The following is a 21,111-nucleotide window of genomic DNA, read 5'->3' on the forward strand; positions in this document are numbered from 1 at the left end:
CGGCCCTCGGGGGAGGGACGGGCTCCGCGCCGGCGTGTCCGTCTGCGCTGGTTTGTGACTACTTGTTGGCTACCCGCCGGCTACTTGTTGGCTGCCGCGACGGCGGCCACGGCCTCCTTGGCCGCCTTCACCGCGCCGTCCATGACCTTCTTGTCGGACGGGGCGTCGGCGCCCGCGTAACCGGCGCCGTTGTACGAGAGCAGGACCAGGACGTTGCCCGTGCGCGCGACGACGGAGGCGTAGACGAAGTCCTCGTCCGTCTTGCGCAGCTTGTACGCGACGGTCTTCGCCTCCTCGCCGATGCCGGAGGCCGTCGCGGTGCGGACGTTCTTCGCGCCGGGGGTCTCCTGGACCTTGGCGAGCTCCTTCGTCAGGTTCTCCCGCGCGCGGTCCTCGCCGCTGCCGAGCGAGACGTCCGACTCGTACCGGTAGAACGACACGTCGAGCCAGCGGTACTGCGAACCGTCCACGCCGTTGTCGTCGAGACCGTTCCAGGAGCAGCCGCCGCGGCTGGCCAGGTCGCTGGAGGCGGCCGGCGTGCCCTTCTTGCTCTTCGCCTTGGGCACCAGGGACGCGGTCGTCTTGGCGGTGATCGCCTTGCACACCTCGGGCAGCTTCGCGAACTTCGCCGGCTCGACCGTCGGCGTCGGCGAGGGCTTGGGCGCGGCGGAGGCCGACGCGGACGTCTTGTCCTGTCCCTTCGTGCCGGAGTCGCCACTGCCGCCCGAGTCGGAGGAGCAGCCGGCGGCGACGAGCATCACCGGGACGGCTGCGCAGGCGAGTATGCGGGAGAGTCGCGAGGCTGATCGCTGCATGGTTCCTTCAGTCGCTTGTCGTACGGTCCGGCCGGCCGGTCGGCGGCCACGGCCATCGGGCGGCCACGGGTACGCCGACACGTTACGTGGTCGCCGTCCGCTCACGGATCGTCCGCGAACGGCTACTCCTCCAGGCGCTCGGCGAGCCTCCGGGCCAGGTTCCGGGCCTTGTCCTGCAGTTCCTTGCTGTCCGGGGCCTCCGAGGACGCGGTGGTCTGCGCCCGGTAGGAGACGGTCACGATGACGTTGGATGTGCGGAACACCACGCTCACGGCACGCTGGTGGCCGTTCGCGCTGGCGGCGCTCAGGGCGTCGTCGACGTACGCGATGTCGCCGAGACCGTCGAGGACGCGGGGCTCCAGGCCGGTGGAGGTGGAGGTCGGGGTCGGGGTGGGGCCGCCGGAGGCCGCTCCCGTGGAGGATGCGCCCGGCGCCGAGCCGGTGGCGGGCGGCGGGGTCTTGCTCGGCGGAGCGGTGGTGCCCGTGGTGCTCGCGGCGCCTGTGGTGCTCGCGGTGCTCTTGGGGTCGGCCGTGCCGGTGCCGGTGCCGGTGGCGGTGCCCGTGGCCGTGCCGGTGGGCGCGGGCGGGGTCGTGGGCGCGGTCGTGGGGGGTACGGGGATGCCCGCCGCGAGCTGCTTGCGGAGGTACACCTCCTGCGCCCGGGCGTCGTCGCTGATGGCGGGGTCGTACGACACGACCCGTTCGATGTCGAGGACGAGCCGGTGGGAGATCTCGGGGCTGTCGGCCTTCCACGTGCAGCCGACGCGCCGGTCGGTGTCGTACGTGACGGCCGCGACGCCGCGGTACGCCTTGCCGCGCTCGGCGTCGGCCAGGGCGGCGGCGCCGGGGAGCAGGTCCTTCAGCATGGCCTGCGGGACGGAGCCGCAGGGCTCGAAGAGGGTGCGGTAGCGGCCGGGGGGCGCGACGGGCGAGACGGGGCCGGCCTTGGCGTCGACGGCGATGTCGTCCGTCGTGGGGCCCGCCGAGCAGCCCGTGAGGCCCAGTCCGAGGCCCAGCCCGAGGATGCTGGTCAGGACGGTGGCGGTACGCGCCGTGGACCCGGTGCGGCCGGGGGCGTACCTCTTTCGCTGCACGGTCCCAGGCTCCCTTCTCCCGAAGTCTTTCCCGAAAACTGTTTGCCGCGCGAAGCCGGCCGGTGGACACAATGTCTATCGCACACGCAGCTGTTGATGCCGGTCCGCTGTCACCTGTACGGGCTTTGGCTCCGGTTTTTGCGTTATCAGACTTATCGGGGGAATTGAGGAAGTATGTCGTACGTAGAGGTACCGGGGGCGAACGTGCCCATCCGGATGTGGACCGATCCTTCCATGGTGGACGACGGCGCCATGCAGCAGCTGCGGAACACGGCGACGCTGCCGTGGATCAAGGGCCTGGCCGTGATGCCGGACGTGCACTTCGGCAAGGGTGCGACGGTCGGTTCGGTGATCGCGATGCAGGGGGCGGTGTGTCCGGCGGCGGTCGGCGTCGACATCGGCTGCGGCATGTCGGCGGTCAAGTCCTCGCTGACGGCGAACGACCTGCCGGGCGATCTGTCACGGCTGCGGTCGAAGATCGAGCAGGCGATCCCGGTGGGGCGCGGGCTGCACCGCGAGGCGGTGGACCCGGGGCGGCTGTACAAGTTCCCGACGGCGGGGTGGGGCGACTTCTGGTCGCGGTTCGACACGGTCGCCGATCCGGTGAAGTTCCGTCGGGGCCGGGCGGAGCAGCAGATGGGAACGCTCGGATCCGGAAACCACTTCGTCGAGCTCTGTATCGACGACTCCGGCGCGGTGTGGCTCATGCTGCACTCCGGCTCCCGGAACATCGGCAAGGAGCTCGCCGAGTACCACATCGGCGAGGCCCGGAACCTGCCGCACAACCAGGGGCTCGTCGACCGTGACCTGGCCGTCTTCGTCGCGGACACCCCGCAGATGGCGGCCTACCGCAACGACCTCTTCTGGGCGCAGGAGTACGCGAAGTTCAACCGGGCCATCATGATGGCGCTCTTCCAGGAGGTCGTCCGCCGGGAGTTCCGCAAGGCGCGGGTCGACTTCGACCAGGTCATCTCCTGCCATCACAACTACGTGGCGGAGGAGCAGTACGAGGGCATGGACATGCTCGTCACCCGGAAGGGTGCGATCCGGGCCGGCTCCGGGGAGTTCGGGATCATCCCGGGCTCGATGGGCACCGGCTCGTACATCGTGAAGGGCCTCGGGAACGCGGCGTCGTTCAACTCGGCCTCGCACGGCGCGGGCCGGAAGATGAGCCGGAGCGCAGCGAAGAAGCGCTTCTCGACGCGGGACCTGGAGGAGCAGACGCGGGGCGTGGAGTGCCGTAAGGACTCCGGCGTCGTGGACGAGATCCCCGGCGCGTACAAGCCGATCGAGAAGGTGATCGAGCAGCAGCGGGACCTGGTGGAGGTCGTCGCCAAGCTGAAGCAGGTCGTCTGTGTGAAGGGTTGAGCCGCGAGGGGTTTTCCTCGGGGGAGGGCTTCGGGGGGAGCCTTCGGGGGCCGGTGCCGTGCACCGGCCCCTTTCCGCTGCCGCCTTCTACAGCTCGCGGTGGACCTTCGTGTTGGAGGCCTGGGCGCGGGGGCGGACGACCAGCAGGTCGATGTTGACGTGCGGGGGGCGGGTGCAGGCCCAGGTGATGGTGTCGGCCACGTCGTCCGCGGTGAGCGGCTCCGCCACGCCCGCGTAGACCTTGGCGGCCTTGTCGGTGTCGCCGCGGAAGCGGGTCGTGGCGAACTCGTCCGTCTTGACCATGCCCGGGGCGATCTCGATGACGCGGACCGGGGTGCCGACGATCTCCAGGCGGAGGGTCTCGGCGAGGACGCGGGCGCCGTTCTTCGCGGCGACGTAGCCGGCGCCGCCCTCGTAGGTGGAGTGGCCCGCGGTCGAGGAGAGGACGACGACCGTGCCGTCGCCGCTCGCGGTGAGGGCGGGAAGCAGGGCCTGGGTCATGTGGAGGGTGCCGAGGACGTTGACCTCGTACATCTGGCGCCAGTCCTCGGGGTCGCCGGTGGCGACGGAGTCGGCGCCGAGGGCTCCGCCGGCGTTGTTCACGAGGACCGCCAGGGCGCGGAAGGCGGTGGCGAACTCGTCGACGGCGGCGCGGTCGGTGACGTCGAGGGCGTAGGCGGTGGCCTGGTGGCCGGCGTCGTTGATCTCGGCGGCGAGCGCCTCGATGCGGTCCTTGCGGCGGGCGGTGAGCACCACGCGGTAGCCGGCGGCGGCCAGCTGCTTGGCCGTGGCGGCGCCGATTCCGCTGCTCGCTCCGGTGATGACGGCGATGGGGGTACCGGGGGCGGTCATGGCGTGCTCCTCGCGCAGGTGGTCGATTACGTGCATCGCCCGGTCAGGATAGGTGGGCGCCCGGATCAGCGGCCGCGTGGGGCGTACATGATCACGGCCATGCCGACGAGGCAGACGAGCGCGCCGATCACGTCCCAGCGGTCGGGCCGGTAGCCGTCGGCGGCCATGCCCCAGGCGAGCGACCCCGCGACGAACACGCCGCCGTACGCCGCGAGGATGCGGCCGAACTCGGCGTCGGGCTGGAGGGTGGCGACGAAGCCGTAGACGCCGAGGGCGAGGACGCCGGCGCCGATCCAGATCCAGCCGCGGTGCTCTCGCACGCCCTGCCAGACGAGCCAGGCGCCGCCGATCTCGAAGAGGGCGGCGAGGACGAAGAGGGCGGCGGAGCGGGCGACGAGCATGGGAGCAGGGTGCCATGAGACACGCTGGCTGACAGGTTGTCAGAAGATGGGATGATCTGTGGGTATTTTGAGGATATGCGTGGAATCGTGAAGTCTGTGCTCGGGGTCGTGCTCGCGGCTTCGGCGGTGATGGGTGCGGGGGCGGGTGCGAGCGCCGGTGCCGTGGGGCCCGAGGCCGGCGTAGGGCCGGTGATCGGGGTAGGGCCGGAGGTCAGGGTCGGGCCCGAGGTCAGGGTCGGGCCCGAGGTCGGGGTAGGGCCGGAGGCCGGGGGCGGGGTCGAGGCGGATCTCGCCCATCACGGTCATGTCTCCCTGTGGGACGGGCGGGTCGGTGTCTGGCTGGTCAGTGAGAACCACGGGCCCTCCGATCTCTCCCAGGCGACGGTCCGCCTCGCCTTCTCCGAGCCGATGGCCGGGGGCCAGGAACTGCCGACGGCCTGCCTGTGGAGCAGTGACCGCGTGGTGTCCTGCCGGACGGGCGAGCTCCGGGCCGCGGGCGACGTCGGCGAGCTGGCGCTCGACCTGCGGACCGCGGGCCTTCCGGACGAGCTGACCGTGGAGATCGCCACGGCCTGGCGGGACGGGGCGGCGGCCGACCGGAATCCGGGCAACGACCGGCACCGGGTCCTCGTGCTCGCCACCGGGGACCCGTACGTCTTCTGACGGCCGGTGCCTGGTTCGTACAATTTCTGCATGCCGCAGAAGAGTTCCGCCCGGCGCGAGGCGCTGATGACCGAGCTGTACGGGGAGGCCCGCCGCTACATGGCCTCCTACGCCCTCTTCAACCAGGCGGTCGCCGACCACCTGCGGCTCCACCCGACCGACGTGCAGTGCCTGAACCTGCTCAGCCTGGAGGAGCGGCCGGTCACCACCGGCCGGGTGGCCGAGCTGACCGGGCTCACCACGGGCTCCGCGACCCGGCTCGTCGACCGGCTGGAACGGGCCGGGTACGTGACGCGCGAGCGGGACACCGAGGACCGGCGCCGCGTCCTGGTGGCGCTCGTGCCCGAGCGTATGGCCGAGCTCGCCGCTCTGTGGCGGAAGCTCAACGGGACCTGGGGCACGATGTTCGACGTGTACAGCGACGCCGAGGTCGCCCTCCTCATCGCCCACATGCGGCGCACCGTCGAGGTCAGCGCCGCCCAGGTCGAGCGGCTGCGCGGCGGCGAGCTCGACTGACGGGGGCGGCCGGGCGGCCCCGAGGGATCGTCCGGCCGCTGTCCGGTGCCTAGTGGGCCGTCGCGCCGCCGAATTCGCGGACCGCTTCGGAGACGATCGCCTCCAGGCGGGCGTGGTGGGCGCCGCGCCAGTAGACCCGGCCGCACTCCACGCACTCCGCGAAGACGTCGTACGTCTTCTCCGTGCCCTGCTCCAGCCGCTCGCGGACCGCGTCCTTGTCGGTGTCGGACAGCTCCCCGTTGCACGCGGTGCAGCGGGTCCAGGGCGCCAGCGGCGGCGCGAACCGCTCCAGTACGTCGCGGAGCTGGTCCTCCGGCCGGTCGCTGTACACATAGGCGCCCGCCCACAGCTCACGGCGGCGCAGCAGGCCGCGGTCGCGCGAGAGCATGACCCGCTGATCGCGCGCGGAGAGCGCGGCCAGGGCGGCGTCGCCGATGTCCTCGCTCTCGTACGCCGCGTCCACGCCGAGCAGGCGCAGCCGGCGCGCCAGCGTGCCGAGGTGGACGTCGAGCAGGAACCGGAGCGGTGCGCCCGGCACCGGCTGGGGGCGGGCGACGTCCTCCACCTCGACCGTCTCGCCCGCGGCCGGGACGTGTGACGGGTCCACGGGGCGGCCGTCGACGAGGAGCCGTCCCGCCTCGGTGAGCGGCACGCCGAGCGACTCCACCACGTGCCCGAGCGAGGAGGTGCCGTCGGTGGCCACGGGGGTGTGTCCCGAGCGTCGCTCCGCCGAGACGAAGACGCGCAGGCCGGGGGCGAATCTGATGTGGATCTCCGGTCCGTTCACGGGGACAGGATGGCACCGGGGGCCGGGCGGGGGCCAGGAGATTCGCCCCGGGTGGCGGGGAGCGGGGAGCGCGGGCCGGTTCCGCCGGTGGGCCGGTCAGGGGCGGAAGGCGGCGGCGTGGTCTCCGACCCAGGCGGCGAAGGTGCGGGCGGGGTGGCCCGTCAGCTCCTCGACGGTGCCGGTCAGTGGTGTGGGCCGGCCGTCGTGCGCGGCCCAGTAGGAGAGGAGGGCGTCCGCGAAGGTCTCCGGCATGAATCCGGCGACGGACTCCTTCCACTCCTCGGGCGTGGGCACGGTGTGGGGCGCGGGGCGGCCCGTCACCTCGGCCAGGATCGCGAGCTGCTCGGTGAAGTCCAGCGACTCGGGGCCGGTCAGGACGTAGGAGGAGCCGCGCAGCCGGGGCTCGGTGAGCACGGCGAGCGCGGCCTCGGCGATGTCGCGCTCATGGATCGGATCCCCGTACGCGTGCGGATACGGCAGGGCCGGTGCGCGGCCGTCCCGGAGCGCCCAGGACCACTGCAGGGCGTTGGAGGCGAAGGCGCCCGGCTGGAGGTAGGTGGCCTCGAAGGCTCCGGTGGCGGCGACGGCGGACAGGGCGCGCTCGGCGGCGAGGTGGGAGGCGGCGATCGCGTTCCCGTCGGCGTCCGGGGCGAGGACGGAGCTGGAGGAGAGGAGCACGACGTGCTCGACGCCGGCGGCCCGGGCGCGGTCGGCGAAGGTGCCGGCGTGCGCGGCCTCCGCGTACAGGAAGACGGCGTCGACGCCGGTCAGGGCGGTGTCGAAGGTGCTCGGGTCGGTGAGATCGCAGCGCACGGTGGCGACGCCGGGCGGTGGGGAGAGGTCGACGGGGTTCTTGGAGGCGGCTGTGACCTTGACGCCCGCGGCGTCGAGCAGGCCGATCAGGGCGGAGGCGACGCGGCCGCGGCTGCCGGTGACGAGAACAGACATGAGGGTGTCCTTTCGGGAAGGGGGATCGCGAGATTCGCTGCACAGAGAAGACTCTGCGCCACGCAGATAAATATCCGCGAGTGTCCCTCGTCCGTCAACCCTGAAAAAAACCTGGGGTACCTTCCCGGCATGAAGATCATCAACCTCGAGCCGGGTGACCCCCGGCTGGAGACCGACCTCCTGCCGGTCCTCTCCGAACTCCGCCCCCACCTCACCCCGGAGCTCTTCCGCGAGGTGTACGAGGCCGGGCACCCCGAGGGGCTGCGGTTCAGCGCCGCCTACAACGACGCCGGGCACTGCGTCGGCGCCGCGGGCTGGCGGATCGTCAACAACACCAGCTCCCTGCGCAAGCTCTACGTCGACGACCTGGTGACCGCCGCCGCCGACCGCTCCACCGGCGTCGGCCACGCTTTCGTCGCCCACCTGGAGGGCCACGCCCGCGCGGCCGGCTGCCACGAGCTCAACCTCGACTCCGGCACCCACCGCACCGGAGCCCACCGCTTCTACCTGCGCGAGCGCTTCGACATCGTCGCCTTCCACTTCACCCGGCCGATCACCGGGCAGGAAGACGCCTCCTAGGGCGTGATTCGAAAGTCCCGCCTGCCTGGCGACGCCTGGCACGCACTCCCCCGTAGCCCTTCGGGCACGGGAGGTGCCCCCACGCCGCGTTGTCGGGATCGCCCCGCACCAGACGCCGCCAGGCCTGCCCTTCGGGCAGACGACGCTACTTTCGAAACACGCCCTAGCCGAGAGCGAGGCCCGGGGCGAGGTCAGGGGCCGGCCCCAGGTCGAGCCGCCAGTCGTTGCAGCGCATCGGGCGGCCCGGCGGGTACTCGAAGTCACGCTCCCCGAGCAGCTCGAAACCCGCCTTGCGGCACACCGCGTTCGAAGCGGCGTTGTCCGCCGAAGGGAACGCGTGCAGATGACGGCCGAGCCCCGCGGACCGGGCCTCCGCCGCCACCGCGCGCGTGGCGGCCGTCGCGACGCCCCGGCCCTGGAAGCCCGGCAGCACGGTCCATCCCGTCTCGTACACCGCCTCGCCGTCCCAGGTCTGCGCCCAGAAACCGATGCTGCCCACCACCACGTCGTCCGGCAGCAACCGGATCCGGAACATCCGCCCCGCACCCGTGTCGTCGGCGCTCAGCGCCACGTACCGCCGGTGGCGGCCGACGAGCTGCTCCTCCGTCTCCGGGCCACCGAGGTGCCCCATCAGCTCCGGCGCGTTCAGCGCGCGCAGCAGCCCCGCGTCCTCTTCGGACCAGGGCTCAAGGCGTACGGGAGAGGTGTAGTCGTCCATGGTCCGTACGGTAGGTCAGGGCACTGACACTCCACGGGCGTACGCCGTCGGCGGCACCCCGATGGTCGCCGTGAAGTCCCGTACGAGATGCGCCTGGTCGCTGTAGCCGAGCTCCGCCGCGAGCGCGGCCCAGTCGGGGGCGCCCGCCGGTCCGGCGGCCTCGGCGCGCTCCAGGGCCTCGTGGATGCGGTAGCGCAGGATGACCCACTTCGGCCCGACGCCGACGCAGGCGGCGAAGAGGCGCTGGAGCGAGCGGGCCGACAGGCCGGAGGCGGCGGCCAGCCGTGACACCCTGCGGAGCGCGCGGTCCGAGCGGATCAGCTCCACGAGCTCCATGGCCTGCTCGGCGGCCGGGTCGGGCGCGGGACCGTGCGCCAGGAGGAACGCGTCGAGCGCCGCCACGCGCGCGTGGTCGGCGTCGGGGGAGAGGACCGCGGACAGCGGATCGCACCCCTCTTCCCCGCCCGTCGTCGCGAACACCTCGGCGAGGGGAACCCGGCGGCCCGTCCACGCCGAGACCGGCCACGCGGGCGCGAAGGGCCGGAAACCGCCGGGCCGGAACTGCACCCCGCAGACCCGGCCCACGCCGGCCAGCTTCTGCGTGAACAGGCCGAGCCCGATCCCGGCGACCTCGGCGGAGGCCTCCGCCGGGGCATGCGGCGGGCCGTCGAGCGGGCCGTACCGCTGGAAGACGACGTTCACCGACGGGTGCGGGACGACATGGGTCGCGTACGGCTCCGTCAGCTCCCAGTCGATCAGCCAGTAGTGCTCCAGATAGCGCCGCAGCTCCGGCGCCGGGGCGTGGCGGCGGAAGCGGACGCGGGTGAGCAGCTCGGCGGGGTCGACGATCCCCCTGGTGTCCCGGCGCGGGGCGGAGGCAGCGGACATGAGCCGCATGCTAGGCGCGCCCTGGGGCTCTTCGATGGCCGCTCGGGGGCTTCCCTCAGGGATCTTTCGGGGGCGGCGGCCGGTCGCGGCGCGTTTCTTCAAGACCCGGGCGGGCGGGTTCTCTAGCGTCGACGCATGACCTCCGACGCCACGCCCCGCATCGCCGATCTGCTCCGCACCGCCGCCGCGCACGCCGCACCCGTGGTCGGCGCCACCGCCGACGACTCGCTCGGCGCGCCCACGCCCTGCGCCGAGTACGACGTGCGCGCCCTGCTCAACCACCTCTTCGCCGTCGTCGTGAACTTCCAGGCCCTCGCGGCCAAGGAACCGGCCGACTTCGCCTCGACCCCGGACCGGCTCGCGGAGGACGGCTGGCGCGAGCGGTTCTCGGTGGAGACCGGGAAGCTGGTCACCGCCTGGGCGGCGCCCGGCGCGGAGGAGGGGACCTCCGGGGCCATGGGGCTGCCCGCGCGGACGGTCGGGTCGATGGTCCTGCTCGACCTGACCGTGCACGCCTGGGACCTGGCCCGGGCCACCGGACGCGGCTTCGAGCCGGACCCGGCCGTGGTGGCCGGTCTGGTGGAGGAGGTGGAGCGGATGGCGCCCATGGCCCGGAAGATGAACGTCTTCGGGGAGGGCGTCGACCTGCCGGAGGGGGCGACGGACTTCGAACGGCTCCTCGCGACGACGGGACGCGACCCGCGCGCCTGGGCGGTCTGAGCCGTCGCCCGGGCGGCCGCCCGTCGCCCGCGGGGCTCGACAGCCGCCGTCCGTGCCGTTCGGCCGCCCGCCGTCCGTGGCGTTCGGTCGCCCGCCGTCCGTGGCGGCCGCCCGCCCGTCCGTGGCGGTCGGCCGCTCCGTCGTCCGCGGCTCAGCGCAGGCGGCCCGGGGAGCCCAGGGAGAGGCGGGAGACGACCTGGCCGAAGGCGTGCTCCTCCGCGGGGGTCAGCGGCACCGACTCCTGCGGGTGCCAGACGCGCTCCAGCGGGCCGGCCGCCCGGTCGTCGCGGCGCGCCCGGGCACGGGCCCGCAGGCCCAGCGTCAGCCACACCGCCGTCGAGGCGGCGAGCAGACCGAAGAGCGTGATCACACGGGGGTCGGCGAACTGGCCGGGCAAGGACATGGCTCACTCCATGGCGTGAGGGCCGTCCGTACGCGCTGCGCCCCGGCAGGTGGCGCGCGGGCACGAAGGCGCTGGCGATTCCTACTGCTTCCTCCCGACCTGTTCAGTTAACACCACACCGGGGGACTTTCGGCAGGGGGTCCGGGACCAAAGTCCCGGGCCGCCGGCGGGGTTGTCCACAGGTGGTCGCAGGCCCTCTTGTGCGGGCCGGGGAACCGTTCCAAGGTGGCGGAGGAGGCAGTCTCGGCCGGGGAGGGAGCAGCCGCATGTCCGCAGTGCAGCCATGGGGATTCACGGACGACAGGGGTACGGAGCTGGGGGCCGCCCGCGTGCCGGAGCGGGTCGTCGCGTACGTACGGGCCGGGGCGGCGCTGCTCGACCTGGGGGTGACACCGGTCGCCGTCTACGGCTCCGGGCACGACGGCCCGGGGTACGACCCGGCCAAGGCGGGCGGCCTGGACGCGGCCGGGGTGCCGTACCTCGGTCCCGGCCGGGCCCTGGACGAGGAGCTCCTGCGGGAGCTGCGGCCGGACGTGATCGTCGACGTCACCTACGACGGGAAGAGCCCGTACGCACTGGACGAGGCGGTCGCCGACCGGCTCGGGGTGCCGCTCGCCGCGCTCTCCGTCGGCAACGAGCTCACCCTCCCGGAGATCCTCGACCGCTTCCGCGAGCTGGGCGCCTCGCTCGGCGCCGAGGGCGGTGGCGACGCCGAGGCGGGGGACCTCGGGGAGCTGGCGGGGGCAGAGGACTTCCTCCGGGGGGTCGCGGGGCGGACCGGGCTCGCCGTGCTCGCGCTCTCCGGGGCCGGCCCCGACCAGGTCCATCTGGCCCGCCCGCAGGCCTGGCCCGAGCTGGCGCGCCTCGCGGCGCTCGGCGTCCGGCTGCTCGACCCCGGCCCGGGGCCCGGCGCCAACTGGCTCACCGCCGACTGGGGTCGTGCCGCCGAGCTCCGTCCCGATCTGGTCCTCTTCGACAACCGCTTCCACGCCGTCCCGCCGTACGAGACCCCGCCCGGCACCCGGCTCGCCGCGTGGAATCCCGAGACCCCGCCGAGCCCGGCCGCGTACGCCCGCTTCTTCCGCGAGCTCGCGGAGGCCCTGGCCGCGTAAGAACTCCGGACAACGACTCCGGACAACGACTCCGGACAACGACTCCGGATAGCGGCTCCGGACAACGGCTCCGGACAACAGCTCCCGGACAACAGCTCCGGACAAGAGGAGCTGCGGATGAGGGCTCCGGATCAGACCGGCGTGGACGTCAGGCGACTGCGGAGGGACGTGGCGAACTCCTCCGCCCGGGCCAGCTGGGTCCGCAGCTCGGTGACCCGCTCCGCGGCCGCCTGTTCGTAGCGGCGGACGCGGGTCACGAGCGCGGCGCGGTCCTCCGGGGTGAGCTCCGTGTCCGTGCCCGGGCGGTCGGCGGTGAGCAGGTCCACGGCCGTGAGCAGCTCGCGGGTCTCGTCGAGGGTGAAGCCGAGCGGCTTCATCCGGCGGATCACCATCAGCCGGGAGACGTCCGCGTCGGTGTAGAGGGGGAATCCACCGGGGGAGGCGGCGGACGGGACCACCAGGCCGTTGTCCTCGTACTGGCGGATGGTGCGCAGGGACAGTTCCGTCCGTGCGGCGACCTCGCCGATCTGCATGGGTTCGCCGGCCATTCGTACTCCGCTCACGCGTGACGTCCTTCCTCGTACAGGGCGTACAGGGCTCCCACAGGGCGCGGCTTCCGCGCATTACATACCATTCGTCCTAACTTCAGCACTTATGAGAGCTGGAAGTGCGGCGAAACGCCTGCTCGTAGGACGTCCGTTGGACAGCGAACGGCTCGGTGAGACCCTCCTGCCGAAGCGACTGGCCCTGCCGATCTTCTGCAGCGACCCGCTCTCCTCCGTCGCCTACGCGACCGAGGAGATCCTGCTGATCCTCGCCCTCGGCGGCCTCGCCGTGCTCCATCTGACCTGGTACGCGGCGGTCGGCATCGTGATCCTGCTCCTGGTCGTCGTCGCGTCCTACCGGCAGACCTGTTACGCCTACCCGGGCGGCGGCGGGGCCTACGTCGTCTCCGCCGAGAACCTGGGACAGACCGCCGCGCTCACCGCCGCCTCCGCCCTGCTCATCGACTACGTGATGACCGTCGCCGTCTCCGTCGTCTCCGGGGTCGCCGCGATCACCTCGGCCGTCCCCTCGCTCGACGGGCACGCCGTGGCCATGTCGGTCGGCTTCGTGGCGGTGCTGGTCTGGCTGAACCTGCGGGGCGTTCGCGAGTCGGGGCGGTGGTTCGCCATCCCCACGTACGCCTTCATCGCCGTCATCTACGTCATGTTCGCCGTGGCCGCCGTCCGGATGGCGACCGGATCCACGATCCGCGCCGAGTCCGCCGACCTGCCCGTCAACGCGGTCTCGACCTACTCCGGCCTCGCGCTCGTCCTCCTCGCCCTGCGCGCCTTCGCCTCCGGCTGCACCGCGCTGACCGGCGTCGAGGCCGTCAGCAACGGCGTCCCGGCCTTCGCCAAGCCGAAGAGCCACAACGCGGCGATGACGCTCGCGATCATGGGCGGGCTCTCGGTGACCATGTTCTTCGGGATCACCGTGCTCGCCATGGTCTACGAGGTCCACGTCGCCGAGGACCCCACCGAGCTCGGACTCGCCCCCGGCACCCCGATGTCCACCGCGCTCGCCCAGATCGGCCGGGCGACCTTCGGTGACTGGCACGTCCTCTTCTACGCGCTCCAGGCCGTCACCGCGGGCGTTCTGATCCTGGCGGCCAACACCGCCTTCAACGGCTTCCCGATGCTCGCCTCGGTACTCGCCCGCGACCGCTACGCGCCCCGCCAGCTCTTCCACCGCGGGGACCGGCTCGTCCACTCCAACGGCATCGTCCTCCTCGCGCTCGCCGCGATCGCCCTCATCGTCGCCTTCGACGCGCAGCTGACCCGGCTGATCCAGCTCTACATCATCGGCGTCTTCGTCTCCTTCACCCTTTCCCAGGCCGGGATGGTCAAGCACTGGCGGCGAGAACTCGCCAGGCCCGTCACGGCCACCACACCCGCCGGGGCGGCGGACGGCCGCGGCATCCGGACCCGTCTCGCGATCAACGCCTTCGGTGCCTGCCTGACCGCCGTCGTCCTCGTCATCGTCCTCGTCACCAAGTTCACGCACGGCGCCTGGCTGGTCGTCATCGCGATGCCGGTGCTCTTCGCCGGGATGAAGGGCGTGCGGCGGCACTACGACGCCGTCGCCGCCGAGGTCGCCATCGGCCCCGGCGAACGCCCCCACGCCTTCGCCGAGAACCACGTCCTCGTCCTCGTGGCCTCGGTCAACGCACCCAGCCTGCGCGCCCTGTCCTACGCGAAGACCCTGCGGCCCGCCTCCCTCACGGCGGTCACCGTCGCCGAGGACCCGGCCGAGGCGGAGGTGCTCCGCGCGACCTGGGAGGCCCACGGCATCGACGTACCGCTGCGGGTGCTCAGCTCCCCGTACCGCTCGCTCGTCCAGCCGATCCTGCGGCACGTCAAGGAGGCGCCGGAGCGGACCCCCGGCTCGGTCCTCACGGTGGTCATCCCCGAGTACGTGGTGGGGCACTGGTGGGAGCAGCCCCTGCACAACCAGAGCGCGCTGCGCCTCAAGACCCGGCTGCTGTTCATGAGGAACGTCGTGGTCATCGACGTGCCGTACCGGCTCGCCTCCGCCCGTGAACTCGCCGCCCGCGAACTCGCCGATCGCGACACCCGCCAGGGGTAGCGTTATCCACTCGTGTCCCGTACGCCCCAGGGGAGTTGGGGTGTGATCGCTACCGTGCCCCCTGCGCTCATCGCGGCAGAGGGGAAGTGCTTCACGTGGCTGGGACGACGACGAACGGTGTCGCCGAGCGGAGGCGGGGCGGCAAGGTCCTCGTCGTCGGTCTGATCGCGGCGGCGATCCTGGCCGCGCCGCTCGCGCTCGCCTTCCTCTGGATCAAGTTCCTGAACGTCATGTCCCACCCGGACGGCCCCAGCCTCCTCGGGCTGCGGATCGACGGGGACACGATCACGGTGAAGACCGCCCAGTGCCCGTCGGACCGGGTGCGGCGGGTGGAGCTCTACGACAGCGACTCGGAGAAGCTCGTGTGGCGGGCCGACGACCCCCTGACCGAAGAGGGGCGGGGCGGGCTGCTGAGGCTCTGGGCCGCGGAGGAGTACCGGACGTCCCGTCCGGCCACCCGTCCGGCGGAGCTGCCGAAGCAGCTCGACGTGTCGGTCCGCTACGGATCCGAGGACGGGGCGGGCGCGGTCTTCGACCTCGCGGCGGTACGGGCGGCCGCGCCGCCCGCCGGCTCGTACTGGACTTCCCAGGGGATCAGGACGGGCCGCGAGCTCGACCAGCTCCTCCACTGCGGCGGGGACAAGACGACCCCGTAGGGCTCTGTGGAAGCGGGAAGGCCGCCGGTGGTCACACCACCGGCGGCCTCCTCCGTCTCTTCTGTGGTTGAGCGGGAGGGGTCAGGGCCAGACCAGGCAGTACGGCTGGTGACCCGCCTCGTGCAGGCGGACCGAGAAGTCCTGCCACTCGTGGAGCAGCTGGTAGACGTCGAAGGCGTCGCGCGGGCCGCCGCGGTCGGGGACGGTGGACCAGATGAAGGCGGCGGCGCCGACCGACTCCTCGCCGATCCCGCGCAGCGGGTCGACGACGGTCATCGGGAGCTTCACGACCGCGTAGTCCGGGTGGAGGACGACCAGCTCCAGCGGGGGCACCTTGTGCAGGGGCATGCCCTGGATGCCCGTCAGGACCATCGCCGCTATCGTCTCCGGCTTGATCTTGGTGAACATGCCGCCCATGCCGAGCTCGTCACCGCCGAGCTCCTCCGGGCGCATCGAGATCGGGACGCGGGCCGCCGTGGCGCCGTCGGGCGCGCCGAAGTACTTGTACGTCACTCCCAACGACCGGCCACTCCCGCTTCCGGACGAGGAATCCGCCTCGGGGCCCTGGTCGCCGGGACCTCCCGGAGTGCCGGGCGTGCCCGGAGTCGGCCCGTCCGCCCGCCGGCGCCGGTGCCTCCCCCGGCGGGCAGACTCCGGACCCAGGTCGCCCGTCCCCTCGCCCGGTCCGCCACCGCGATGCATATCTCCACCCGACTGCTTTTTCTCGGCAACACGACCCCGCCGCGCAACCCGATCATCGTGTCAGTGACCTCCCCCGCGTTCGTACGGTGAAACACCTGTCCGCAAGAACGCCGTGGCCTCTGACACCATGGATTCCGTGAGCCATCCCTATGACGCCCCAGTTTCGCAGACGCGGCCGACAGCCGCCCCGGCGTCATTCCAGGGTGCCCACACCGCTCCTCCGAACTCGACGCAGCCGTACTCGCAGGTCAGGATCACAGTGCCGTATTCATACGAAGCCCCAGTCTCACAGACGCTTTTCGACCGCGCGTCCCTCGTGACGCCCGGCGGCGTGAACTCACCGGTGCGTGCCTTCCGAGCCGTGGGCGGTACGCCCCGGTTCATGGTCTCCGGTACCGGTCCGTACCTCACCGACGCCGACGGTCGTGAGTACGTCGACCTGGTCTGCTCGTGGGGGCCGATGATTCTCGGCCACGCGCACCCCGAGGTCACCGCCGCCGTGCAGGCCGCCGTGGCTCGCGGCACCTCCTTCGGTACGCCGGGCGAGGGCGAGGTCGCGCTCGCGGAGGAGATCGTCGCGCGCGTCGAGCCGGTCGAGCAGGTCCGGCTCGTCTCCTCCGGTACGGAGGCCACGATGTCCGCGATCCGGCTCGCCCGCGGCTTCACCGGGCGCGCCAAGGTCGTCAAGTTCGCGGGCTGCTACCACGGTCACGTGGACGCGCTCCTGGCCGCGGCCGGTTCCGGTGTCGCCACCCTCGGTCTCCCGGACACGCCCGGCGTGACCGGCGCCCAGGCCGGGGACACCGTCGTGCTGCCCTACAACGACCTCGAAGCGGTGCGGGCGGCCTTCGCCGCGCACCCGGGCGAGATCGCCTGTGTGATCACCGAGGCCTCGCCGGGCAACATGGGCGTCGTGCCGCCGGCGGAGGGCTTCAACCAGGGTCTTGCCGACCTGTGCCGGGAGAACGGCGCGCTGTACATCTCCGACGAGGTGATGACCGGTTTCCGTACGTCGAAGGCCGGCTGGTACGGCGTCGACGGCGTCAAGGCCGACCTGCTGACCTTCGGCAAGGTCATGGGCGGCGGCTTCCCGGCCGCCGCGTTCGGTGGCCGCGCCGACGTCATGGGGCACCTGGCCCCGGCCGGGCCGGTCTACCAGGCGGGCACGCTCTCCGGTAACCCGATCGCCACCGCCGCCGGGCTCGCGCAGCTGCGGCTGCTCGACGACGCCGCGTACGCGAAGGTCGACGCGGTGTCGAAGGAGATCCAGGGGCTCGTCACGGGCGCCCTCGCCAAGGAGGGCGTCGCGCACCGGCTGCAGACCGCCTCCAACATGTTCTCGGTCTTCTTCACGGCCGACGAGGTGCGGAACTACGACGAGGCGAAGCAGCAGGAGGCCTTCCGCTTCAACGCCTTCTTCCACTCGATGCTGGCCGACGGCGTGTACCTGCCGCCGTCCGCCTTCGAGTCCTGGTTCGTGTCGGCCGCCCACGACGAGCGCGCGATCGAGCGGATCGCCGCCGCGCTGCCCGCCGCCGCCCGCGCCGCCGCGGAGGCCACGGCATGAGCGAGACGACGAAGGGGACCGGCGAGGACATCACCGTCGTCCACCTGATGCGGCACGGCGAGGTCCACAACCCGGACGGGGTCCTCTACGGCCGCCGCGCCGGCTACCACCTCTCCGAGCTCGGCCGCCAGATGGCGGACCGGGTCGCCGAGCACCTGGCCGGCCGGGACATCACGTACGTCGTCGCCTCCCCGCTGGAGCGGGCGCAGGAGACGGCGACTCCGGTCGCCAAGTCGCACGGCCTGGACCTGGCGAGCGACGAGCGGCTCATCGAGGCGGCGAACGTCTTCGAGGGCAAGACCTTCGGCGTCGGCGACGGGGCCCTGCGCAAGCCGGGGAACTGGAAGCACCTCACCAACCCGTTCCAGCCGTCGTGGGGCGAGCCGTACGTCGAGCAGGTCGTCCGGATGATGGGCGCGCTGGACGCGGCGAAGGACGCGGCCCGCGGGCACGAGGCCGTCTGCGTCAGCCATCAGCTGCCGATCTGGATCGTCCGGAGCTTCGTGGAGAAGCGGCGCCTCTGGCACGACCCGCGGCGCCGGCAGTGCACGCTGGCCTCGCTGACCTCGTTCACGTACCAGGGCGACAGGATCGTCTCGGTCGGGTACAGCGAGCCGGCCCGGGACCTGGTCCCGGCGCACCTTCTCGCCGGGGCGAAGCCGGTGAAGGGGAAGTCGAAGGCTTTCGGGGCGTAGTTCCGGAGATCTCCGAGGCATGGTTCCGGGGATCTTCGGGGCATAGCCGTAGTCCCGGGACCTTCGGACGCGGTCCCACTGGACAGCGGACTCGAAGAGGTCCATCGTCAGGGCGGTCAGGTGGTGTACATGCCATCCGGCCGCCCTTGAAATTTATGTGCGAATTCCCGGAACCTCCGTGTTCCTCCCTGCATCTCACTCATTGTCGGTTTGGATGACGTTTAGGTCATACGTCAGCGCGAATGGGGATGTCATGCGCGGGATCAGCGGAATCAGTCGAAGGGGGCTCCTCGGGGCGGGCGTTGGCGCGGCCGCGGCGATCGGGATCGCCGGCTGCGGCAGCAACAATGAGGACAAGCCGGGACGTTCCGGACCCGGCAAGGGCGGCGACGCGTCGGCGCAGCCGACCACACCCGCTCCGACCAAGGACGACGCCAAGCTCATCGGCGACGGTTCCACCGCCGACACCGGAAAGCAGCCGCACCAGCCCGACACCCCCGTGCCCCTCGAACCCGGCCAGACCCCGCCGCAGTTCGTGATCTTCTCCTGGGACGGTGCCGGCGAGGTCGGCAACGGCCTCTTCCCCCGCTTCCTCGAACTCGCCAAGAACCACGACGCGGCGATGACCTTCTTCCTCTCCGGGATCTACCTCCTCCCCGAGTCGAAGAAGAACCTCTACCGCCCGCCGAACAACCGCGTCGGCGCCTCCGACATCGGCTACCTCACCGACGACCACATCAAGGACACGCTGAAGTACGTCCGGCAGGCCTGGCTCGAAGGCCACGAGATCGGCACCCACTTCAACGGACACTTCTGCGGCGGCTCCGGCTCCGTCGGCAACTGGACCCCGGCCCAGTGGCAGAGCGAGATCGACCAGGCGATGAAGTTCGTCACCGAGTGGAAGACCAACAGCGGCTGGACCGACCTCGACCCGCTGCCCTTCGACTACTCGAAGGAGCTCGTCGGCGGCCGTACCCCCTGCCTCCTCGGCCAGGACAACCTGCTCCCCACCGCCAAGCGGCTCGGCTGGCGTTACGACGCCAGCTCGCCCGGCGGCCGGCAGATGTGGCCCACCAAGCGCCAGGGCATCTGGGACCTCCCGCTGCAGGCCGTGCCCTTCCCCGGGCACTCCTTCGAGGTCCTCTCCATGGACTACAACATGCTCGCCAACCAGTCGAAGAACACGACGAAGGGCATGCCCTCCCGCTACCCGGGCTGGCGCAAGCAGGCCACGGACGCCCTCCTCGGCGGCTTCCGCCGCGCGTACGAGTCGAACCGCGCGCCCTTCTACATCGGCAACCACTTCGAGCAGTGGAACGGCGGCATCTACATGGACGCCGTCGAGGACGCCATCAAGGGAATGGCCGGGAAGAAGGACGTCCGGCTCGTCTCCTTCAAGCAGTTCGTGGACTGGCTCGACGTCCAGGACCCGAAGATCCTCGCCAAGCTGCGCACGCTGGAGGTGGGCCAGAAGCCCGCCGGCGGCTGGAATACTTTCCTCAAGCCCGCGCCGAACGGTTCGACGGCCTCGTCGACCCCGTCCGCATAGGCGTACGCCGTGTTCGCTTAGGCGATCTTGACAAGGGGCGTTACGGGCACGTAGGGGGGCGCCCAAGATCCCCCAAACGCCCATGCGAAACTTTTCACATGAGCCTTAGCCGTGCCCCTCGACGCACCCTGCTCGCCGTCGGAGTGCTGTCCGCCGCCCTCACGCTCTCGGCCTGCGGCGGCGACAGCAACGGCAAGTCCGGCGGCGGTGGCAACACCAACTTCGTGACCAACACGGGCGGGATCTCCACCGCCGCCAAGGGCGAGCGCGCGTCCACCGGGAAGCTCGCCGGTGAAACCCTCGACGGCAAGCAGCTCGACGTCGCCGACCTCAAGGGCAACGTCGTCGTCCTCAACGCCTGGGGCTCCTGGTGCGCCCCCTGCCGCGCCGAGGCTCCCCACTTCGCGAAGGTCGCCAAGGAGCTGAAGGGCAAGGGCGTCGAGTTCGTCGGCCTCAACACCCGCGACCCCAACAAGCAGCCCGCGCTCGCCTTCGAAGAGGACTACGGGGTGCCCTACCCGAGCCTCTACGACCCGCAGGGCAAGCTGATCCTCTTCGGCTTCCCGAAGGGCACCCTCAGCCTCCAGGGCATCCCCTCCACCGTCGTCCTCGACAAGGAGGGCAAGATCGCCGCCCGCTCCCTCATGGCGCTCGACGAGGAGAAGCTCCGTTCGATGATCGAGCCTCTCCTCAAGGAGAAGTGAGCCCGTGATCGAGACGGTCAACAGCGGAGCCCTGCTGCTCGCCCTGCCCATCGCGGTCCTCGGCGGTCTTGTCTCCTTCTTCTCGCCGTGCGTGCTCCCGCTCGTCCCCGGCTACCTCTCGTACGTCACCGGGGTCACCGGCGCCGACCTCGCCGAGAGCCGCCGCGGCCGGATGACCGCCGGCGCCGTCCTCTTCGTCCTCGGCTTCACCGCCGTGTTCGTCTCCGGCGGCGCCCTCTTCGGCTACTTCGGGTCGACCCTCCAGAAGTACAGCGACACGCTCACCACGATCCTCGGCGTGCTCATGATCCTCATGGGCGTCTTCTTCGCCGGCCTCATGCCCTGGTTCACGCAGCGCGAGTTCCGCTTCCACAAGAAGCCCGCCGCCGGACTCATCGGCGCCCCGCTGCTCGGCGCGCTCTTCGGTATCGGCTGGACCCCGTGCATCGGCCCGACCCTCGCCTCGGTCAACGCCCTCGCCCTGGAGCAGGCCAGCGCCGGGCGCGGAGCGATACTCGCCTTCGCGTACTGCCTCGGCCTCGGCGTACCGTTCGTGCTCGCCGCCATCGCCTTCCGCAAGGCCCTCGGCGCGTTCGGATGGGTCAAGAAGCACTACGTGTGGGTCATGCGGATCGGCGGCGGCATGATGATCGTCACCGGCCTGCTGCTCCTCACGGGCGCGTGGGACGACATGGTCGCCACGATGCAGGGCTGGTCCAGCGGTTTCACGGTGGGGATCTGAG

At 71.7% G+C, this 21,111-nt stretch carries 24 protein-coding genes; 13 read left to right on the forward strand and 11 right to left on the reverse strand.

Features of this window, described 5'->3' with window-relative positions; all coding sequences use genetic code 11:
• Positions 1 to 80 precede the first annotated feature (80 nt).
• Together ASC82_RS17710 and ASC82_RS17715 are read right to left on the reverse strand one after the other, a co-directional pair.
• The gene (locus tag ASC82_RS17710; RefSeq protein ID WP_056648720.1) at positions 81 to 815 is read right to left on the reverse strand and encodes a DUF3558 family protein; all 735 of its coding nucleotides are present in this window, start codon (positions 813 to 815) and stop codon (positions 81 to 83) included.
• Positions 816 to 937: 122 nt separating this feature from the next.
• The gene (locus ASC82_RS17715) at positions 938 to 1,909 is read right to left on the reverse strand and encodes a hypothetical protein (protein ID WP_056648722.1); all 972 of its coding nucleotides are present in this window, start codon (positions 1,907 to 1,909) and stop codon (positions 938 to 940) included.
• 174 nt (positions 1,910 to 2,083) lie between these two features.
• Between ASC82_RS17715 and ASC82_RS17720 the strand changes: the two genes are divergently transcribed.
• Entirely contained in the window at positions 2,084 to 3,277 is a 1,194-nt protein-coding gene (locus ASC82_RS17720) for an RtcB family protein (RefSeq protein ID WP_056648724.1), read from the forward strand.
• An 87-nt stretch (positions 3,278 to 3,364) separates the two neighbouring features.
• Here the strand turns inward: ASC82_RS17720 and ASC82_RS17725 are convergent, their stop codons facing one another.
• Both ASC82_RS17725 and ASC82_RS17730 read right to left on the reverse strand, forming a co-directional pair.
• Complete coding sequence (locus ASC82_RS17725) at positions 3,365 to 4,129, reverse strand: SDR family NAD(P)-dependent oxidoreductase (RefSeq protein ID WP_024757855.1); 765 nt, start codon at positions 4,127 to 4,129, stop codon at positions 3,365 to 3,367.
• A 65-nt stretch (positions 4,130 to 4,194) separates the two neighbouring features.
• On the reverse strand, positions 4,195 to 4,530 hold the full coding sequence (locus tag ASC82_RS17730; protein WP_056648726.1) for a YnfA family protein: 336 nt from the start codon (positions 4,528 to 4,530) through the stop codon (positions 4,195 to 4,197).
• Between the two features lie 87 nt (positions 4,531 to 4,617).
• On the opposite strand from ASC82_RS17730, the gene ASC82_RS17735 reads away from it, so the two are divergent.
• Both ASC82_RS17735 and ASC82_RS17740 read left to right on the forward strand, forming a co-directional pair.
• Positions 4,618 to 5,193 (forward strand): hypothetical protein, encoded by a 576-nt coding sequence (locus ASC82_RS17735; RefSeq protein WP_242427698.1) that lies wholly within the window; start codon positions 4,618 to 4,620, stop codon positions 5,191 to 5,193.
• A gap of 30 nt (positions 5,194 to 5,223) precedes the next feature.
• Positions 5,224 to 5,709, forward strand: a complete 486-nt coding sequence (locus tag ASC82_RS17740) for a MarR family winged helix-turn-helix transcriptional regulator (RefSeq protein WP_056648728.1) — start codon at positions 5,224 to 5,226, stop codon at positions 5,707 to 5,709.
• 49 nt (positions 5,710 to 5,758) lie between these two features.
• Here ASC82_RS17740 and ASC82_RS17745 read toward each other — a convergent pair whose 3' ends face one another.
• A complete protein-coding gene (locus ASC82_RS17745) occupies positions 5,759 to 6,496 on the reverse strand; it encodes a Mut7-C RNAse domain-containing protein (protein ID WP_056648730.1) in 738 nt (245 codons plus the stop codon).
• A gap of 96 nt (positions 6,497 to 6,592) precedes the next feature.
• Positions 6,593 to 7,444, reverse strand: a complete 852-nt coding sequence (locus tag ASC82_RS17750; RefSeq protein WP_056648732.1) for an NAD(P)H-binding protein — start codon at positions 7,442 to 7,444, stop codon at positions 6,593 to 6,595.
• 129 nt (positions 7,445 to 7,573) lie between these two features.
• Between ASC82_RS17750 and ASC82_RS17755 the strand changes: the two genes are divergently transcribed.
• The gene (locus ASC82_RS17755) at positions 7,574 to 8,023 is read left to right on the forward strand and encodes a GNAT family N-acetyltransferase (protein WP_056648735.1); all 450 of its coding nucleotides are present in this window, start codon (positions 7,574 to 7,576) and stop codon (positions 8,021 to 8,023) included.
• A 163-nt stretch (positions 8,024 to 8,186) separates the two neighbouring features.
• Here ASC82_RS17755 and ASC82_RS17760 read toward each other — a convergent pair whose 3' ends face one another.
• Both ASC82_RS17760 and ASC82_RS17765 read right to left on the reverse strand, forming a co-directional pair.
• Entirely contained in the window at positions 8,187 to 8,741 is a 555-nt protein-coding gene (locus tag ASC82_RS17760) for a GNAT family N-acetyltransferase (protein WP_056648737.1), read from the reverse strand.
• 15 nt (positions 8,742 to 8,756) lie between these two features.
• On the reverse strand, positions 8,757 to 9,629 hold the full coding sequence (locus ASC82_RS17765) for a helix-turn-helix domain-containing protein (protein WP_056649538.1): 873 nt from the start codon (positions 9,627 to 9,629) through the stop codon (positions 8,757 to 8,759).
• Positions 9,630 to 9,764: 135 nt separating this feature from the next.
• Here ASC82_RS17765 and ASC82_RS17770 point away from each other — a divergent pair, with 135 nt between their 5' ends.
• Positions 9,765 to 10,349, forward strand: a complete 585-nt coding sequence (locus ASC82_RS17770) for a TIGR03086 family metal-binding protein (protein ID WP_056648739.1) — start codon at positions 9,765 to 9,767, stop codon at positions 10,347 to 10,349.
• Positions 10,350 to 10,500: 151 nt separating this feature from the next.
• On the opposite strand, the gene ASC82_RS17775 is transcribed toward ASC82_RS17770, so the two are convergent.
• Positions 10,501 to 10,752 carry a hypothetical protein gene (locus tag ASC82_RS17775; protein WP_056648741.1) on the reverse strand — a complete coding sequence of 84 codons (252 nt, stop codon included), beginning with the start codon at positions 10,750 to 10,752 and terminating at the stop codon, positions 10,501 to 10,503.
• A 266-nt stretch (positions 10,753 to 11,018) separates the two neighbouring features.
• On the opposite strand from ASC82_RS17775, the gene ASC82_RS17780 reads away from it, so the two are divergent.
• On the forward strand, positions 11,019 to 11,864 hold the full coding sequence (locus tag ASC82_RS17780) for a hypothetical protein (RefSeq protein ID WP_056648743.1): 846 nt from the start codon (positions 11,019 to 11,021) through the stop codon (positions 11,862 to 11,864).
• Positions 11,865 to 11,995: 131 nt separating this feature from the next.
• Here the strand turns inward: ASC82_RS17780 and ASC82_RS17785 are convergent, their stop codons facing one another.
• The gene (locus ASC82_RS17785) at positions 11,996 to 12,412 is read right to left on the reverse strand and encodes a MerR family transcriptional regulator (RefSeq protein ID WP_056648745.1); all 417 of its coding nucleotides are present in this window, start codon (positions 12,410 to 12,412) and stop codon (positions 11,996 to 11,998) included.
• Between the two features lie 106 nt (positions 12,413 to 12,518).
• On the opposite strand from ASC82_RS17785, the gene ASC82_RS17790 reads away from it, so the two are divergent.
• Together ASC82_RS17790 and ASC82_RS17795 are read left to right on the forward strand one after the other, a co-directional pair.
• Positions 12,519 to 14,495 (forward strand): APC family permease, encoded by a 1,977-nt coding sequence (locus ASC82_RS17790; protein WP_056648747.1) that lies wholly within the window; start codon positions 12,519 to 12,521, stop codon positions 14,493 to 14,495.
• A gap of 95 nt (positions 14,496 to 14,590) precedes the next feature.
• Complete coding sequence (locus ASC82_RS17795; RefSeq protein WP_242427699.1) at positions 14,591 to 15,151, forward strand: hypothetical protein; 561 nt, start codon at positions 14,591 to 14,593, stop codon at positions 15,149 to 15,151.
• A gap of 81 nt (positions 15,152 to 15,232) precedes the next feature.
• Here the strand turns inward: ASC82_RS17795 and ASC82_RS17800 are convergent, their stop codons facing one another.
• The gene (locus ASC82_RS17800; protein WP_079039335.1) at positions 15,233 to 15,853 is read right to left on the reverse strand and encodes a hypothetical protein; all 621 of its coding nucleotides are present in this window, start codon (positions 15,851 to 15,853) and stop codon (positions 15,233 to 15,235) included.
• A 259-nt stretch (positions 15,854 to 16,112) separates the two neighbouring features.
• On the opposite strand from ASC82_RS17800, the gene hemL reads away from it, so the two are divergent.
• The 5 genes from hemL (at position 16,113) to ASC82_RS17825 (ending at position 21,110) form a co-directional block, all read left to right on the forward strand.
• Positions 16,113 to 17,420 (forward strand): glutamate-1-semialdehyde 2,1-aminomutase, encoded by a 1,308-nt coding sequence (gene hemL, locus ASC82_RS17805; protein ID WP_241775991.1) that lies wholly within the window; start codon positions 16,113 to 16,115, stop codon positions 17,418 to 17,420.
• Positions 17,417 to 18,115: a histidine phosphatase family protein gene (locus ASC82_RS17810; protein WP_056648751.1), complete on the forward strand. Its 699-nt coding sequence runs from the start codon at positions 17,417 to 17,419 to the stop codon at positions 18,113 to 18,115. Before hemL ends, ASC82_RS17810 begins: the two co-directional genes overlap by 4 nt.
• Positions 18,116 to 18,377: 262 nt before the next feature.
• Positions 18,378 to 19,664, forward strand: coding sequence for a hypothetical protein (locus ASC82_RS17815; RefSeq protein WP_107105920.1), 1,287 nt, complete (start codon positions 18,378 to 18,380; stop codon positions 19,662 to 19,664).
• Positions 19,665 to 19,762: 98 nt separating this feature from the next.
• A complete protein-coding gene (locus tag ASC82_RS17820) occupies positions 19,763 to 20,368 on the forward strand; it encodes a TlpA disulfide reductase family protein (protein ID WP_056648755.1) in 606 nt (201 codons plus the stop codon).
• A 4-nt stretch (positions 20,369 to 20,372) separates the two neighbouring features.
• Entirely contained in the window at positions 20,373 to 21,110 is a 738-nt protein-coding gene (locus ASC82_RS17825; RefSeq protein WP_056648758.1) for a cytochrome c biogenesis protein CcdA, read from the forward strand.
• Position 21,111 lies beyond the last annotated feature (1 nt).

This window comes from Streptomyces sp. Root431, assembly GCF_001426585.1.
Taxonomy (GTDB): Bacteria; Actinomycetota; Actinomycetes; order Streptomycetales; family Streptomycetaceae; genus Streptomyces; species Streptomyces stackebrandtii.